This is a genomic window from Mycobacterium sp. ELW1 (genome assembly GCF_008329905.1).
In the GTDB taxonomy this organism is placed as follows: Bacteria; Actinomycetota; Actinomycetes; order Mycobacteriales; family Mycobacteriaceae; genus Mycobacterium.
In genome coordinates this window covers 5,299,563-5,315,046 of the sequence record NZ_CP032155.1, presented here as the reverse complement: position 1 = coordinate 5,315,046, position 15,484 = coordinate 5,299,563, and the positions used below count along the sequence as shown (strand labels likewise).

Genomic DNA, 15,484 nt, shown 5'->3' with positions numbered 1-15,484 from the left:
TCTCCTTATGTTGTCAGATACTGCAGGCGGCGCGAGCGCCATCGTCGGTGGCTTTGCGGATCAGTCCCACACCGGTGCAGTCGCCCACGGCATGCACCTTGGCGCCGGGCAACCGGTCGGTGAGGTCGTCGAACAGGGCGGTGTCCGCCTCGAGGCTTCCGGTGATGATCACGCTATCTGCCGAGAGCTGTCGGCGGGTGCCGCCGTGCGGAGTGAACACCACGCTGTCGCCGGTGATCTCATGCACCTCGGCGCGCACGTGCAGCGGCACTCCCAGGCGGTCGAGCCGGTCCATGTGTTCGGTGCGGCGCTTGAGCCCCACCTCGGCGGCGACGGTGCGGCCGGATTCCAGCACGGTGACGAATCGGTCTTGGGCGCAGAGATATTCGGCGAGCTGGATCGCGGCGAGGCTGCCGCCGACGATCACTACTCGGCGACCGGCCGGGAGCGCGGCGGGGTTCACCAGCAGGTCACGCACCCCATGACCGCTGATCACCCGGGGGTGGCGGGCACCGTCGATGTCGGGTACCACGATCTCCGCGCCGGTCGCGACGATCACCGCATCAGGCTCCAGTGCGGCGATCTCGTCGACGCCGACCGGGTGTGACATCTCCAGCGTTACGGTGCTGGCGGCGATCTCACCGCGCAGGTACCGCAGGAACGGTTCGTTCTCCGGATGCACGATCGACGCCCACACCAGAGCGCCGCCCAGTTCGGCGTTGCGCTCGAACAGCGTGACACGGTGACCGCGTTCGGCCGCCACCCGGGCAGCCTCCAGACCGCCTGGCCCGCCACCGACGACCACGACGTGCTTGGGCTGCACGACCGGGTGCACCGCCAGCTCACGTTCCCTGCCGGTGCGGGGGTTCACCGCACAGTCGACCGAGAATCGCTGCTCCATGGCGTCGATGCAGTTCTCGCACGAGATGCATCGGCGCACCCGATCCGCTTGGCCGGCATGAAGTTTGGCGGCCATATCCGGATCGGCCAGCATCGGCCGGCCCATGGCGACGAAGTCCGCGAGGCCGTCGGCGAGGATCTGCTCGGCGCGCGCGGGATCGTGGATGCGTCCCACCGCGATCACCGGCACGTCGACCACCTGCTTCACCGCGGCCGCGGCGCCCACGTTGAGTGCGTCGCCGTCGTCGGCGGCATTCACCATCCCGGTGACCAGGCGATCGATCACCCCACCGCTGACGTGGAAGGCGTCGACGCCGGCCGCCACCAGTTGCGGTGCCATCTGCGCCGTCTCGTAGCTCGGGCGGCCGCCGGCCACCCGCTCGTAGCCGGAGATCCGCAGCGTGATGGGGAGGGCGTCCCCGATCTCGGATCGGATGGCCGCCAACGTCTGCAACACCACCCGGATGCGACCACCGGCCGTGTCGCCGCGGTAGTCGTCGGTGCGCCGGTTACGTTGGGGTGCAAGGAAAGAGCCCAGGAACATGTATCCGTGGGCAGCGTGGAGTTCGATGCCGTCATAGCCGGCCTCGGCCGCGCGGCGCACGGCGGCTTTGAACAAGTCGATGATCCCGGTCAGCTGGGCCTCGGTCACCTCGGCCGAGGGCCGCCCGGTCAGATAGGACGGGATCACCGACGGGCCCAGCGATGTGACGCCGTGCATCTCGGGCCCGAGCCCGTCGGGGCCGGCGTGCACGATTTGCGGCTGGATCTTCGCGCCGTGCTCATGCACGGCCTCGACCAGTGCACGGTGGGCGCTCACCGCGTCGTCGGTGCCGAGGTGAAGACCACCCGGAGTCTCGGGCTGCAGGTGGTCGATGCCGGTGGCGCCCACGGTGATCAACCCGACGCCGCCTTTGGCGCGGGCGGCGAAGTAGTCGCGGGTGCGCTGCGACGGCAGACCGTCGGGCGTGCCGTACATGGTCTCCATCGGAGACATCACGAGCCTGTTGCGCACCGTCATCGAGCCGATGCGGCCTTCACACAACAGGTTCGGGAAGGTGCTCATGGGCGCTGCGCCATGAATTCCGGGCCGTGCCCGCGCCTTTCGGCAAGGCGGGCACGGCCCGGAAGGTCCATCAGGGACACGCGCAGGTCAGCGGTCCTCGTCGGTGTAGCGGATGACGCCGCGGATGTTGCGACCCTCCAGCATGTCCGCGTAGCCCTCGTTGACCTGCTCGAGGCGGTACTGCCTGGTCACCATGTCGTCGAGGTTCAGCCGGCCCGCCTTGTACATCGACAGCAGCTGCGGGATGTCGTAGTGCGGGTTGCCGCCACCGAAGATGGTGCCCTGCAAGCGCTTCTGCATCAGGGTCAGCATCGCCAGGTTCAGCGTGACATTGCTGTCGGCCATGTTCGCAACGGCGGTGGCCACCACGGTGCCGCCCTTGGCGGTGATGTTCATGTAGTGGTCGATGTCCTCGCCCTTGAGCTCGCCCACGGTGACGATGGTCTTGTGCGCCATCCGTCCCTGGGTGACCTCGGCAACGCCGGCCATCGCGCTGAAGATGTCGGGGTAGGCGTGGGTGGCACCGAACTTCAGTGCGTTGTCCCGCTTGAACTCGACCGGGTCGACAGCGAAGATGTTGCGCGCACCGGCGTTCAGCGCGCCCTGCAGGGCACCGGTGCCGACGCCGCCGACGCCGACGATCACCACGTCGTCACCGGGGCGGATGTCACCGCTGCGGACGGCCGAGCCGTAGCCGGTGGTCACGCCGCAGCCGACCAGGCAGGCCACCTCGAACGGGATGGTCGGGTCGATCTTCACCACCGAGCTCTTGTGCACCACCATGTACGGGCTGAAGGTGCCCAGCAGCGTCATCGGGATGACGGGCTGGCCGTTCTTCACGGCGTGGATGCGGTGGGTGCCGTCGGACACGGCGGTGCCGGCCAGCAAGCCAGCGCCCAGGTCGCACAGGTTGCGCAGCCCTTCCTGGCAGGCCGGACACTCACCACACGACGGGATGAACGAGAGCACCACGTGATCGCCGGGGGCCAGGTGCTCGACGCCCGGGCCTACCTCGGTGACGATGCCGGCGCCCTCGTGACCGCCGAGAACCGGGAAACCGGCCATCGGGATGTCGCCGGTGACCAGATGGTGGTCGCTGTGGCACATGCCCGAAGCTTCCATCTGGATTTTGACTTCATCTTTAACCGGATCGCCGATCTCGATTTCCTCGATCGACCACGGTTGGTTGAACTCCCAGATGAGAGCACCTTTTGTCTTCACAGCGAACCTCCACTCGCAAAACCCGACCCCGGGGTTTTCCAGGGCGGCCGGCCGTGCCGGATGGTCAATCTAGGCAAGAATTAGAACGTGTTCCTGTCCTGCTGACCATTATGACCTCCGTCACTTTCCAAGTCACTGCCGGGGGCCGATTACTTGACGCCTGTCGAGTATTCACCAGATCGGTACCGGAGCCTCACCGAGGGGGTAGTAACCGGGCAGCTTCTCACCGGCGACGCTGCGCTCGATGCGCTTCTGCATGGTGGGGGTCAGATCGCCCGACGAGATCAGCTTCACGAAGGCCTTCTGCACGTGGCCGAAGTCGAAGAAATCGCGCTGCCACTCGATCAGCAGATCGTCGTTGAGCCGGAACCAGCTGCCGCCGATGCCGTAGATCTCGTCGCGGGTGCCGTCGGACTTGTTGGCGATCTGCTTCCAGAACCCGACGATCTCGTTCTGCTTCTCGTCGACAAGGACCTTCTGGTACTCGTAGACCCAGTTCTCCAGGCCTTCCATCTCCATGCCGAGTGCGACGTCGCGGATCTCGTCTTTGCCGACGCACATCACGTCTTCCTTGGGCCCGATGTTCCAGCCGTAGGTGGCGTCGTCGGTGTAGAACTCCGCGAGGTTCTTCCAGTCGCCGGCCGCCTCGGAGTCTTTGTTGGCCTGCAGCCAGCGCTGGACCCAGTCGTCGAGTTGTTCACGTGACGCCATTGTCATTCCTTACTTGTCGATGATGGATAGAGCTCGGGTGGGACACATCTCTACGGCGCGCTCAACGTCGTCGCGCATCTCGTCGGGGGGTTCGTTGTCGAGAATCTCGACGGCACCGCGTTTGGGAACCCGGAAGACGTCGGGCGCCTCCAGTTCGCACATGGCGTGCCCCTGGCATAGGTCCTCGTCGAGTTCGATGCGGTAGCAGCCCATTTCAGGCCCTCACGCCTTCACTCGCTTGCGGTAGCGGACCTTTGCAGGCCGGGCCAACTGCACCACCATCTTGGAGTGGTCGTTCTGATAGCTCTCCGGTGGCTGTGCCATCTCGAACTCGTACTCCCGCAACAGAACCGAGAAGATCGCCTTGATCTGCATCTGGGCGAACGCGGCACCGACGCACCGGTGTCGCCCGGCGCCGAAGGGGATCCAGGTCCAGCGGTTGACGATGTCTTCCTGCCGGGGCTTCTCGTAGCGATCCGGGTCGAAGGCATCCGGGTTGGGGAAGTCCTCGGGAATGCGGTTGGAGATCGCCGGTGAGGCGGCCACCATCTGTCCCTTGTGGATCGGATAACCCTGCACCTCGAACTCGTCCTGGGCCACCCGCATCAGGATGATCAGCGGCGGGTGCAGTCGCAGCGTCTCCTTCAGCGCGTTGTCGATGTTCGGGATCTGGCGCAGCGCATGGAAACTCACCTCCTGGCCGTCGGCGTAGAGGTCGTCGAGCTCCTGCTGCACTTTGGCGTAGTAGTCGGGGTTGCGCAGCAGCTCGATCAGCGTCCACGACGAGGTGCCTGAGCTGGTGTGGTGCCCGGCGAACATCAGTGAGATGAACATGCCGGTGACCTCGTTGGCCGAGAAGCGCGGATTGCCCTCGTCGTCCTTGATGGACACCAGGACGTCGAGCAGGTCGCGATCGCTCTTGTCGGTGGGCGGGTTGGCGATTCGGCCGGTCATGACCTCCTGCACCAGCTCCACCAGGCTGGCCCTGGCTTCGTCGCGGATCCGGAAGCTCTCGATCGGAAGGTAGGGGTCGACGTAGCAGAGCGGGTCGGTGCCGCGCTCGAGCAGGTGGTAGTAGTTCGCGAATCGCGAGTCGAGCTGGTTGCGGAACTTCAGTCCGATCAGGCATGCGGTCGAGGTGTAGATGGTGAGCTCGGCGAAGAACTCCAGCAGATCGATTTCGCCTTCGTCGCCCCAGTTTTCGATCATCCGGCGCACTTCGTTCTCGATGGTCGCCGCGTGGCCCTTCATCTGCTCACCGCGCAGCGCGGTGTTGTGCAGCATCTCGGCCCGACGCTCCGGGTCCGCGTCGAACACCACGCCCTCGCCGAAGATCGGCGTCATGAACGGGTAGGCCTCGGCTTGGTTGAGGTCGGCGTCGGGGGAGCGGAAGAAGAACTCGTTGGCCTCGGAGCCGGTCAGCAGGATGACCTGCTTGTCGGCGAGCTGGAACCAGCCGAGGTCACCACACTCCTCGCGGATGCGCTGCATCAGCCCGATCGGGTCGGTACGGAACTCCTCGAGGTGGCCGTGCTCTTCCTCGCCACCCGAAACACGTTGTACCTCTTTAGTTATGGTCACGATGGCATCCCTTCTTCACCGAGGGCGAGCTTCTGGCGGTCTTTGTTGTCGGCCAACGGCGCTTCGGGCTGGAGCTCCATATTGGCGATGAAGCTGCCGCGGGGGGTCTCCGCGACGAACGTGATGGCGCGGGCGAGGTCGGCGGCGCGCATGAAGTAGTCGTGTCGGGCCTGTCCCCACTTGGCCCAGTCCTCCAGTGCAGGGCCGATGAGTTCGGCCGGCAGGCTCCAGCCCATCGAGGTCTTGGTCGGGCCGGGATGGACGATCGAGGCGCGCACCCCGGTGCCTTCCAGTTCCATCTGGTAGTTGGTCACCATCGATACCAGGGCGGCCTTGGCCGCACCGTAGGCGCCCATGTGGGGCCGTGGCCGCAGCGACACATCAGATCCCACGAAGATCAGGTCGCCCCGCTGCCGTTCGAGCATGCCCGGCAGGACTGCGGAGGCGACCCGGTAGGCGCCGACCAGATGGATCTGGATCTGGGACTCGAACTCGTCGATGCTGATCGAGTCGAGCTTGCCGAAGTAGGTGTCACCCGCACCGGCCACCAGTACCTCGATCTCGCCGAGTTCGGCGGTGGTCTGCTCCACGGCGGCCTTTACCGAATCGGGGTCGGTGACGTCCAAGTGCACTGCGATGGCCTCGCCACCGTCGGCACGGATCTTGTCCACGATCTCCTGCAACTTGTCCACCCGACGGGCACCCAGAGCGACGGGAAAACCGTTGGCGGCCAGCTTGATCGCGGTGGCTTCACCGATACCGGACGAGGCACCGGCGACCAGCGAGGGCCTGCGGTCGGGAAGGGGGTCGAAACGGGGCATTCGGGAACCTTTCGGGCGTCCTTTAGCGGGGCTGCACTGTGATGGGCAGATGGGCGAAACCGCGGACATTGCTGGAGTGGACGCGCACCGAATTCGCTTCGTCGACCTCATAGCCGCGGATACGTTTGAACAACTCCTCCAACGCAACCCGCGCCTCCATCCGGGCCAGGTGCGCACCGAGGCAGAAGTGTGCGCCGCTGCCGAAACTCTGCAGCTTGGCGCCGATGTCGCGGCCGATCAGGTAGTCGTCGGGATTGTCGAAGGCGCGCTCGTCACGGTGGGCCGATCCCGGCAGCAGCAGGACGACGTCGCCGTCGGGGATGACGGTGTCGTACAGCGTCAGGTCGCCGGCGACCGTGCGGGCCAGGATCTGGCTGGACGTGTCATAGCGCAGGGTCTCCTCGACCCACAACGGTACGCGGGACAGGTCGGTGTAGACCTCGGCCAGCTGGTCGGGGTTCTTGTGACCCCAGAATGCGGCATTGGCAAGCAGTTTGGTGGTGGTCTCGTTGCCGGCGATGACCATCAGGAACATGAAGCCCAGCACCTCGTCATCGGTGAGGCGGTCGCCGTCGATCTCCGCCTCCAGCAGGGCTGAGGTCAGGTCCTCGGTGGGACTCGTGCGCCGCTCCTCGACCATCGCCTGGTAGTAGACGATCAGGTTCAGCGATGCCTCGACCGCCTCCGGGGGAACGTCGGTGACACCTTCGTCGCGGTGCATCACGCCGTCGGCCCAGGCCCGTACCTGGACGCGGTCGGCTTCCGGTACGCCCATCAGTTCGGAGATGACGTCCATCGGCAGCTTGCCCGCGAACTCGTCGACGTAGTCCACCGTGTCCCCGGCGGCCGCCTTCTCCATCAGGACATCGAGATGTTTGGTGGCGATCTCGGTCACCCGCGGCTCTAGCTCACGAATCCGCCTGGGGGTGAAGCCTTTCGAGACCAGGGTCCGCAGCCGAAGGTGGGCCGGATCGTCCATCGCCAGGAACGACATGGTTTTGGAGGCATGCGGGCCGCGTGATGCCGGATCCAGCGAGACACCGAACTTGTTGGACAGCGTCGTGCTGTTGCGGAATCCCTGGAGGACGTCGGAGTGGCGGGACAGCGCCCAGAACTTCAGTTCCTCGTTGTAGTACAGCGGGGCCTCGTCGCGCAGCCGCTTGTAGTACGGGTAGGGATCTTCGTGGAAGTCGTAGTTGTACGGGTCGAGCAGAATGTCCGGACTCTGCACGCTCATTGGTTCTCTCCCAAGATAAGACTCACGACGTATTCCATTCGGTCGGCGACCTCGCGGTAGCTCAGGGTGCCGCTTCCGGCGTGCACGAGCGCGCCGAAGTACGTCATCTCCAGTGCGGACACGATCTTCGGATCGGCGTCCGGTCCCAACGCGGACTTGATGCGCTTGTGGATCTCGGCGCCGATCCGGTCGCGCACCCGGACCACGCCGGCGTCGTTGCTCAGTACCGCGGTGGTGCAGGCCGCGGCGAACTCCGGCTCGTCGGCGATCACCAGCGCGAGGCTGCGCAGCGACTGCTGAACGCGGTGCAGACGGGGTTCGTTGACGTCGGTGAAGTAGGGCACCTCGAGAACTCGGTCGAGGTACACCTCGGCGATCAGATGGTTCTTCGACGAGAAGTACGTGTAGGCGGTGGCCGGCGCGACCTTGGCGCGGGCGGCGACCGCACGGACGGTGAGGTCGGCGTAGGACGACTCCCGCAGCATCTCCATGCCGGCCCGAAGCACCTTGCGGAAGGTTTCTTCCTGGCGGCGATTGCGCGGAACGTCATCACCGTTGGGATTGACGGCTATCGCGGCATCGCTGGACACATGTCCAAGTTATCGGAAGTGTGTCTGGCAAGGCAAGAGGCGGTAATGAATTACCTGCTCATGGCCTTCTTTGCATGGCCTCAGGACATACCCTTGCATGGCGCCCGCGTCTGCCGCTATGGTGCGACAGACGAAATCTCGGACACGTGTCCAACGAAGCAGACGGGAATCGGGATGGCGATTGCGGCCGACAAGAACAGCGATCTCTTCATCAACGGGGAGCTGGTGCCGGGCGGCAATGGCCGATACCCGACCATCAATCCGGCGACCGAAGAGGTCCTGGGCACCGCGGCCGACGGCAACGCCGAGGACATGAGCCGGGCCATCGACGCCGCGCGCCGCGCCTTCGACACCACGGACTGGTCCACCAACACCGAACTCCGGGTACGCGGTATTCGCCAGCTGCGCGATGCGATGAAGGAACACGTCGAGGACCTGCGCGAGATGACGATGGCGGAGGTGGGTGCCCCGCGGACGCTGACCGCGGCCGCCCAACTGGAAGGACCGGTCGACGACCTGTCGTTTTCCGCCGACACCGCCGAGAACTATTCGTGGCGCCAGGATCTCGGCATCGCGGCGCCGATGGGGATCAAGACTCAGCGGACCATCGTCCGCGAGGCGGTCGGCGTGGTCGGTGCGATCACCCCGTGGAACTTCCCGCACCAGATCAACCTCGCCAAGCTCGGCCCGGCCCTGGCGGCGGGCAACACCATCGTGCTCAAGCCCGCCCCCGACACCCCGTGGTGTGCAGCGGTTCTCGGTGAACTGATCGCCGAGCACACCGATATCCCGCCGGGTGTGGTCAACATCGTCACCTCCAACGACCACTCGGTGGGCGCGATGCTGTCCAGCGATCCGCGCATCGACATGGTCTCGTTCACCGGCTCGACGAATACCGGGCGCGCGGTGATGGCCGCCGGCGCCGCGACCATCAAGAAGGTCTTCCTGGAACTCGGCGGCAAGTCCGCGTTCCTGGTGCTCGATGACGCCGACCTGGCCGGTGCCTGCTCGATGGCGGCGTTCACCGCGTCGATGCACGCCGGGCAGGGGTGCGCGATCACCACTCGTCTGGTGGTGCCGCGCGCCCGCTACGACGAGGCGGTCGAGGCGGCCGCGGCCACCATGGGCGGTATCAAGGCGGGAGACCCGACCAATCCCGGAACCATCTGCGGGCCGGTCATTTCCGAGCGGCAGCGTGACCGGGTGCAGTCCTACCTCGACCTCGCGATCACCGAAGGCGGCCGGTTCGCGTGCGGCGGCGGGCGGCCGGACGACCGCGACACCGGCTACTTCATCTCACCGACCGTCATTGCGGGCCTGGATAATTCCGCGCGGGTGGCGCGTGAAGAGATCTTCGGCCCGGTGCTGACGGTGATCGCCCACGACGGCGACGACGATGCGATCAACATCGCCAACGATTCTCCGTACGGCTTGTCGGGCAGCGTGTTCAGCAGTGATCCCGAGCGTGCGCAAGGCGTCGCGGATCGGCTGCGGGTCGGCACCGTCAACGTCAACGGCGGCGTGTGGTATTCCGCGGACGTACCCTTCGGCGGCTACAAGCAGTCCGGCGTCGGCAGGGAGATGGGTCTGGCCGGCTTCGAGGAATACCTCGAGCTCAAAGTCATTGCCACAGCGGTCTGACCGCACCACCGACTAGAGAGGAACACGCACATGGGACAGTTCGACAACAAGGTGGCCATTGTCACCGGCGCAGGCGGCGGCATCGGTCAGGCCTATGCCGAAGCGCTCGCCCGGGAAGGCGCCGCCGTGGTGGTCGCCGACATCAACACCGATGGCGCACAGAAGGTCGCCGACGGAATCAAGGGTGAGGGCGGCACCGCGCTGGCGCTGCCGGTGGACGTCAGCGATCCGGTGTCGGCCAAGGCGATGGCCGATCAGACGCTCGCCGAGTTCGGCGGTATCGACTATCTGGTCAACAACGCCGCGATCTTCGGCGGGATGAAGCTGGACTTCCTGATCACCGTCGACTGGGACTACTACAAGAAGTTCATGAGCGTGAACCTCGACGGCGCGCTGGTCTGCACCAGGGCGGTGTACAAGAAGATGGCCAAGCGCGGCGGCGGTGCGATCATCAACCAGTCGTCCACCGCGGCATGGCTGTACTCGAATTTCTACGGACTGGCCAAGGCCGGGGTCAACAGCCTCACCCAGCAGTTGGCCACCGAACTCGGCGGTCAGAACATCCGGATCAATGCGATCGCGCCGGGCCCGATCAACACCGAGGCCAACCGCACCACCACCCCGCAGGAAATGGTCGCCGACATCGTCAGGGGAATTCCGTTGTCGCGCATGGGTGAAGTCGACGACCTGGTGGGGATGTGCCTGTTCCTGCTGTCCGATCAGGCCAAGTGGATCACCGGTCAGATCTTCAACGTCGACGGCGGACAGATCTTCCGCTCATGAGTGATCTGAAGGTCGGCTACATCGGGCTGGGAAATCAAGGGTTGCCGATGGCCAAGCGGCTGGCCGAGTGGCCCGGCGGGCTGATCGTCTTTGACGTGCGGACCGAGGCCATGACGCCGCTGGCCGAGCTGGGTGCCACGCTGGCCGACAGCGTCGCCGACGTCGCCACAGCCGACGTCATCGAAGTGACCGTGCTCAACGACGAGCAGGTCCGCGACGTCGTCGGCGAACTCGCCGCACACGCCAAGCCGGGCACCGTGATCGCGATCCATTCCACGATCGAGCCCGACACCGCCGCCGAGCTGGCCGAGCAGCTGCGTCCCAAGGGAATTCATGTCGTCGACGCCCCGGTCAGCGGCGGCGCGGGTGCCGCCGACAAGGGCGAGCTGGCCGTGATGGTCGGCGCCGACGACGAGGCGTACGAACTGGTCAAGCCGGTGTTCAAGAAGTGGGCATCGATGGTGGTCCGGGCCGGTGAGCCGGGAGCCGGAACCCGGATGAAGTTGGCTCGGAACATGTTGACCTACATCGGTTTTGCCGCCGCCTGCGAGGCATCGCGGCTCGCTGAGGCGGCCGGAATCGACTTGCAGAAGTTGGGCCGGGTGGTACGGCACAGCGACGCCCAGAGCGGCGGGCCCGGCGCGATCATGGTCCGCGACGACACCAAGCCGCTGCAGCCCGACCACTTCGTCTACAACATGTTCGTCCACACCCGCGGGCTGGCCGAGAAGGATCTGAAGTTGGCGCTGGGTCTCGGTGAGGCCAACGGCGTTGAACTGCCGTTGGCCGAGATCGCGCTACGGGACCTGGCCGCCGGTCTCGGTGTGCCCAACACGAAGGAGTGACGATGGACGAATTGCGCCGCAAGGGCCTGGACAAGATGAACGAGGTCTACGGCTGGGAGATGCCGGACTCGCCGGGCGACTACTTCGCGCTCACCGCCGACCACCTCTTCGGCACCATCTGGTCGCGGCCGGGACTGTCCATGCGCGACAAGCGGATCATGACGCTGACCGTCGTCACCGCCCTCGGCATTTCCGACCTGGCCGAGATCCAGGCCAACGCCGCCCTGCACAACGAGGAGCTCACCCCCGAAGAGCTCAAGGAGATGGCGATCTTCCTGACGCACTACCTGGGGTTCCCGCTTGGTTCGAAGCTGGACGGAGTCGTCACCAAAGTCGTGTGCAAGCGCAAGAAGGCCGCCGAGGCCGGTCAGGGCGAGGACAAGAAGGCTAACGTCAACGACGCGCTGAAGATGCACAGCGGCACGAAGCTCGACGACTAGCGGCGCGTGGCGATGACGCGCTGGGCGGCGAAGACCACCCGACGTCCGGTCCGAAGGTCGTCGTCGGATTGCTCGACGTCCCAATCCACCGCTGCGCTACCGGACAACTGCACAGTGGTGCCTGCGTCGGCGAACAACAGCGCAGCGCTCGGGTCCACGGCCAGATTGCCGAAGCTGTTGAACATGTCGTTGCCCGGGTAATCCGGCCACCACAGACTGCCGGCCTCCGCGTGGACGAATCCGGCGGGTCCACCGCGGTGCGAGGCGTCGTTGCCCGACGTGGGATGTGTTGTGCCGAGGAAGAACGTCGCGGAGCGCCGGATCAGTTCGCGATCCTCGGGCCGTAACGCGGTGCCCGTGAAGACCCGTCTGCGATCGGTCTGGCGTGGGTCTGCCATGGGCTGGGCGGCTGGGTGGATGTACTTGGGGCAGTTGCCATAGGCCTGGTCCACGTCGATGGCGAAGCCGAGAGAATCCCGTTGCGTCAGTTGTCCGTTGATGCGATATCGGCGGCGGGCCGCAAAATCGATGACCAGCAATCCCGCAGGCTGATCGGTCGGTGCAGCAGCCAGTGGATCCACATCGGGAAGCTCGACGTCGATGTGAAGTCGCGTCGGTGTTACGGCTGCGAGGAACCCGGGTTCGCCCGACAACGGCGAAATCCACAGCTGCCCGTCGGGGTCGCGCGCGGTGAGGACGGCCAGCCGTGCCGAAGCCAGGCAGGTTGCGGTTCCGGCGCCGAGCCGGCCGCGACTCGCCATGGGTGCGAGTCGCGCCGCCCGCGCACGGACGCCCGCTCGGCTTTGGACGGCCAGCTCGCCGCTGTGGAATCCCACAGCGGCGAGCCGCTCTTCATGCGTCATGGGTACGCTTCATGCCCGTCAGAGGGGGTGACGCCCGGCGAAGGCGACGACCCGCTGGGTCGGCGTGGCCGCGCCATTCGTGTGTACCTCGGGGCCGAAGAGATCCTGCGGTCGCAAAGCCGGCACGAGCGTCGACCCCACCTGCTCGGCGAGGGCCGCCTCGGCCTCGTCGAATTCGACTACCCGGTTGATCGCGACGGCCAGATCCCAGCTGTGGATGAGCGTGGAGTAGGTGACGATTCCGACCGCCTGTGCAGCAGGCATCTCACCGAGCACCGATGTAAGCGGATGCTGCCAGTCGGTGATCGTCGCCCAGGCTCGCTGTGAGCGCTCGATGGAACGGCGTGCCACGGCCAGGGGGTCGGAGCCGAGGATGTCGGCGCCGCTGAACAACTCCTCTTCGCTGGGGCCGTCGCCGCCGTCCACGGCAGCGGCGAAGGCATCGATCGAGGCGATGGTATGGCTCAGCAGGGATCGAACATCCCAGCCAGTGCAGGGGGTGGGCAGGCCCAGATCAGTGGTGTCGAGGGTGGTGACCAGGTCAACCAGGCGGCGATCGGCGCGACGCAGCACGTCCAGCGGATCCATCGGCAGTTCCTCATTTCTAACGGTTATGTATTGATATTGACGTTAGTCTTTCTACGTCGTCGACCCTAACGCTGTCAACACGCTGCTAGCATTAGTTGGATGGACTCAGGGTCTCTGCTGCACAGGGCGCAGGCGGCGGGGTTCATCGTGGCCGGAGAGCCTCTGGCTGTTGACCTGGCGGACACTCTCATCACCATCCGCGAACCGGCTGTCGACCTTCTCGCGGACGAGAAGGCCAATCGGCTGTGGTGGGGCCTACAGCAGGACCGGCTGGGCGGCGGTCCGCTCCCACCGCTCGAGCCCACCGTCGAACTGCGCCAGGCGATCCGGCACATCCTGGATGCACGACTGGCGGGGGGGGGGGGGGGGCGGGGGGGCGCGGGGGGCGGCCGGCACTCCTGGATGCACGACTGGCGGGGGTGATGCCCGACGAAGCTGCGATCGGCCGTGTCAATGACGCCGCCGCCTGCGCACCCTCAACCCGGTCGCTTGTGCAGACCTCAGCCGGATGGGCCGCCATCACCACACGCCACGCGCCTGCCGATCGGCCCTACCGGCTGTCGCTCGCCACAGTCGCCGAAAGCCTCATCGATGTGCTCACCGGGCCCGGCCAGGACCGACTGCGGAGATGTCAAAACCCGACGTGCAGCATGCTTTTCGTCGCCTCCGATGCCCGTCGCAAGTTCTGCACCCAGAACATCTGTGCAAACAGAACACGGGTGGCTCGGCACTATCAGCGCCATCGCCCGGATTAGCCGCGCGTTCGGATTTTTTGTCAGTGTGGGGCGTAGTGTTTCGAACATGAGTTCGATAGACGTGGTATTGGGGGTTCTCGACGATGCTGTCGAGGCCTTGGCCGCGGTCGATCTCGAGATGCTCGACGCGCCGGAACGGTTCGCAGTGTTGGAGAGGTTGGAGACCGTACGGCGGCGTCAGGTCGCGGTGTCCCATACGCTCGTCGCGCGGCTGGAGCGGTTCGAGGGCTGCCCGCCAGTGCCGATCACGCTGGCGGATGTGCTGCGCATCAGCTCGCGTGAGGCGAGGCGGCGGATCCGGGACGCCGAGCAGATGGCGCCGCGGCGAGCGTTGACGGGTGAGCCGCTGCCGCCGGTGTTGCCTGAGACGTCGAAGGCCTGGCATGCCGGTGAGTTGGATGGTGAGCATCTGCGGGTGATCCAGAAGTTCTTCCGCGATCTGCCGGACCATGTGGCGCCGATCGACCGGGAGAAGGCCGAACGCACCTTGGCGCAGAAGGCCACGGCGTTGCGGCCGGACCAGTTGGACAAGGTCGCCCATCGGCTGGCGTTGCACCTGAATCCCGACGGCACGTTCTCCGACGAGGATCGCGCCCGCAAACGTGGATTCGTGTGGTGTGGCGGGCAACAGCTCGACGGCATGAGTGTGGGGCGGCTGGTCGCCGACCCGGAGCTACGGTCGCTCGTCGATGCCTGGATGGCGAAGTTCGCTGCCCCCGGGATGTGCAACCCGGCCGAGGACAGTCCTACGACGACTCCCAGCGAGCAGGTCGCTGAACGGGATGCCCGCAGTTATGCCCAGCGTCAGCATGATGCGCTCAAGGCCCTGGTGCGCGGACAGCTCGGTGATCCGAAATTCGGTCAGCACAACGGCTTACCCGTCACGGTGATTGCAACGGCCACGGTGCAGGACCTTCAAGCGCAGGCCGGGCACGCAGTCACCGCGAGTGGAACACTGCTGCCGATCCCCGACCTGATCCGGATGGCCAGCCATGCCTACCACTATCTGGCCCTGTTCGACGGCGTCGACGGACGCGGGTTGTGGCTGGGCCGGACCAAACGCATCGCCACGGCAGACCAGCGAATCATGTTGCATGCCAAGTGTCGTGGCTGCACCCGACCAGGCTGCGACGCCCCCGGCTACCACAGCGGCGTGCACCACGCCGCCCAAGACTGGAAGAGCGGTGGCACCACCGACGTCGACGACCTCACTCTGGCCTGCCCACCGGATAACCAACTCGTCGAAACCGGCGGCTGGACCACCCGGCAACTCCCCGATGGCAGCACCGAATGGATACCGCCGCCGGACCTCCCGATGCTGCGCGGCGGCGTCAACGACTACCACCACCCCGAGCGGTTACTCGAGGGCGACAGCGGCCCGCCGTCCAACGATGTGGGCAACGACGCCGCCTGACGCGGCGTCGCGAGAATCTGCGGCGTGA

At 65.9% G+C, this 15,484-nt stretch carries 16 protein-coding genes; 6 read left to right on the top strand and 10 right to left on the bottom strand.

The window, feature by feature from the left end:
• Window positions 1-13 precede the first annotated feature (13 nt).
• The 8 genes from D3H54_RS25430 to D3H54_RS25395 form a co-directional block, all read right to left on the bottom strand.
• Complete coding sequence (locus D3H54_RS25430) at window positions 14-1,966, bottom strand: oxidoreductase (protein WP_149382292.1); 1,953 nt, start codon at window positions 1,964-1,966, stop codon at window positions 14-16.
• Between the two features lie 87 nt (window positions 1,967-2,053).
• Window positions 2,054-3,187 (bottom strand): NDMA-dependent alcohol dehydrogenase, encoded by a 1,134-nt coding sequence (locus tag D3H54_RS25425; RefSeq protein WP_149382290.1) that lies wholly within the window; start codon window positions 3,185-3,187, stop codon window positions 2,054-2,056.
• 171 nt (window positions 3,188-3,358) lie between these two features.
• Window positions 3,359-3,898: a nuclear transport factor 2 family protein gene (locus D3H54_RS25420; RefSeq protein ID WP_149382288.1), complete on the bottom strand. Its 540-nt coding sequence runs from the start codon at window positions 3,896-3,898 to the stop codon at window positions 3,359-3,361.
• Between the two features lie 9 nt (window positions 3,899-3,907).
• The gene (locus tag D3H54_RS25415) at window positions 3,908-4,111 is read right to left on the bottom strand and encodes a ferredoxin (RefSeq protein WP_149382286.1); all 204 of its coding nucleotides are present in this window, start codon (window positions 4,109-4,111) and stop codon (window positions 3,908-3,910) included.
• Window positions 4,112-4,120: 9 nt separating this feature from the next.
• Window positions 4,121-5,473: a lanosterol 14-alpha demethylase gene (gene cyp51, locus D3H54_RS25410; RefSeq protein ID WP_210419766.1), complete on the bottom strand. Its 1,353-nt coding sequence runs from the start codon at window positions 5,471-5,473 to the stop codon at window positions 4,121-4,123.
• Between the two features lie 2 nt (window positions 5,474-5,475).
• Window positions 5,476-6,300 (bottom strand): SDR family oxidoreductase, encoded by an 825-nt coding sequence (locus D3H54_RS25405; protein WP_149382282.1) that lies wholly within the window; start codon window positions 6,298-6,300, stop codon window positions 5,476-5,478.
• A 22-nt stretch (window positions 6,301-6,322) separates the two neighbouring features.
• Entirely contained in the window at window positions 6,323-7,537 is a 1,215-nt protein-coding gene (locus D3H54_RS25400) for a cytochrome P450 (RefSeq protein WP_149382280.1), read from the bottom strand.
• A complete protein-coding gene (locus D3H54_RS25395) occupies window positions 7,534-8,127 on the bottom strand; it encodes a TetR family transcriptional regulator (RefSeq protein WP_149382278.1) in 594 nt (197 codons plus the stop codon). Before D3H54_RS25395 ends, D3H54_RS25400 begins: the two co-directional genes overlap by 4 nt.
• A gap of 174 nt (window positions 8,128-8,301) precedes the next feature.
• Between D3H54_RS25395 and D3H54_RS25390 the strand changes: the two genes are divergently transcribed.
• Genes D3H54_RS25390 through D3H54_RS25375 form a run of 4 tightly spaced genes read left to right on the top strand, consistent with a single transcriptional unit; the run spans window position 8,302 to window position 11,836 of the window.
• Entirely contained in the window at window positions 8,302-9,768 is a 1,467-nt protein-coding gene (locus tag D3H54_RS25390) for an aldehyde dehydrogenase (protein WP_149382276.1), read from the top strand.
• Window positions 9,769-9,798: 30 nt separating this feature from the next.
• Window positions 9,799-10,551 (top strand): SDR family oxidoreductase, encoded by a 753-nt coding sequence (locus D3H54_RS25385; RefSeq protein ID WP_149382273.1) that lies wholly within the window; start codon window positions 9,799-9,801, stop codon window positions 10,549-10,551.
• Complete coding sequence (locus D3H54_RS25380) at window positions 10,548-11,396, top strand: NAD(P)-dependent oxidoreductase (RefSeq protein ID WP_149382272.1); 849 nt, start codon at window positions 10,548-10,550, stop codon at window positions 11,394-11,396. The genes D3H54_RS25385 and D3H54_RS25380 overlap by 4 nt, the downstream gene beginning before the upstream one ends.
• A gap of 2 nt (window positions 11,397-11,398) precedes the next feature.
• Window positions 11,399-11,836 (top strand): carboxymuconolactone decarboxylase family protein, encoded by a 438-nt coding sequence (locus tag D3H54_RS25375; RefSeq protein ID WP_149382270.1) that lies wholly within the window; start codon window positions 11,399-11,401, stop codon window positions 11,834-11,836.
• Here D3H54_RS25375 and D3H54_RS25370 read toward each other — a convergent pair.
• Both D3H54_RS25370 and D3H54_RS25365 read right to left on the bottom strand, forming a co-directional pair.
• The gene (locus D3H54_RS25370) at window positions 11,833-12,699 is read right to left on the bottom strand and encodes a pyridoxamine 5'-phosphate oxidase family protein (RefSeq protein WP_149382269.1); all 867 of its coding nucleotides are present in this window, start codon (window positions 12,697-12,699) and stop codon (window positions 11,833-11,835) included. The two genes, D3H54_RS25375 and D3H54_RS25370, sit on opposite strands and share 4 nt — an antisense overlap.
• Before the next feature lie 18 nt (window positions 12,700-12,717).
• Window positions 12,718-13,287 carry a TIGR03086 family metal-binding protein gene (locus D3H54_RS25365; RefSeq protein WP_149382267.1) on the bottom strand — a complete coding sequence of 190 codons (570 nt, stop codon included), beginning with the start codon at window positions 13,285-13,287 and terminating at the stop codon, window positions 12,718-12,720.
• 245 nt (window positions 13,288-13,532) lie between these two features.
• Here D3H54_RS25365 and D3H54_RS32255 point away from each other — a divergent pair, with 245 nt between their 5' ends.
• Entirely contained in the window at window positions 13,533-14,042 is a 510-nt protein-coding gene (locus tag D3H54_RS32255) for a CGNR zinc finger domain-containing protein (RefSeq protein ID WP_353620038.1), read from the top strand.
• Between the two features lie 46 nt (window positions 14,043-14,088).
• The gene (locus tag D3H54_RS25355; protein ID WP_149382263.1) at window positions 14,089-15,456 is read left to right on the top strand and encodes an HNH endonuclease signature motif containing protein; all 1,368 of its coding nucleotides are present in this window, start codon (window positions 14,089-14,091) and stop codon (window positions 15,454-15,456) included.
• Window positions 15,457-15,484 lie beyond the last annotated feature (28 nt).

Excerpts from the sequence above, each read along its gene's own strand:
- D3H54_RS25430 (WP_149382292.1), bottom strand. The coding sequence starts at position 1,966 with ATGAGCACCTTCCCGAACCTGTTGTGTGAAGGCCGCATCGGCTCGATG.
- D3H54_RS25420 (WP_149382288.1), bottom strand. The coding sequence starts at position 3,898 with ATGGCGTCACGTGAACAACTCGACGACTGGGTCCAGCGCTGGCTGCAG.
- D3H54_RS25415 (WP_149382286.1), bottom strand. The coding sequence starts at position 4,111 with ATGGGCTGCTACCGCATCGAACTCGACGAGGACCTATGCCAGGGGCAC.
- D3H54_RS25405 (WP_149382282.1), bottom strand. The coding sequence starts at position 6,300 with ATGCCCCGTTTCGACCCCCTTCCCGACCGCAGGCCCTCGCTGGTCGCC.
- D3H54_RS25400 (WP_149382280.1), bottom strand. The coding sequence starts at position 7,537 with ATGAGCGTGCAGAGTCCGGACATTCTGCTCGACCCGTACAACTACGAC.
- D3H54_RS25390 (WP_149382276.1), top strand. The coding sequence starts at position 8,302 with ATGGCGATTGCGGCCGACAAGAACAGCGATCTCTTCATCAACGGGGAG.
- D3H54_RS25385 (WP_149382273.1), top strand. The coding sequence starts at position 9,799 with ATGGGACAGTTCGACAACAAGGTGGCCATTGTCACCGGCGCAGGCGGC.
- D3H54_RS25380 (WP_149382272.1), top strand. The coding sequence starts at position 10,548 with ATGAGTGATCTGAAGGTCGGCTACATCGGGCTGGGAAATCAAGGGTTG.
- D3H54_RS25375 (WP_149382270.1), top strand. The coding sequence starts at position 11,399 with ATGGACGAATTGCGCCGCAAGGGCCTGGACAAGATGAACGAGGTCTAC.
- D3H54_RS25370 (WP_149382269.1), bottom strand. The coding sequence starts at position 12,699 with ATGACGCATGAAGAGCGGCTCGCCGCTGTGGGATTCCACAGCGGCGAG.
- D3H54_RS25365 (WP_149382267.1), bottom strand. The coding sequence starts at position 13,287 with ATGGATCCGCTGGACGTGCTGCGTCGCGCCGATCGCCGCCTGGTTGAC.
- D3H54_RS25355 (WP_149382263.1), top strand. The coding sequence starts at position 14,089 with ATGAGTTCGATAGACGTGGTATTGGGGGTTCTCGACGATGCTGTCGAG.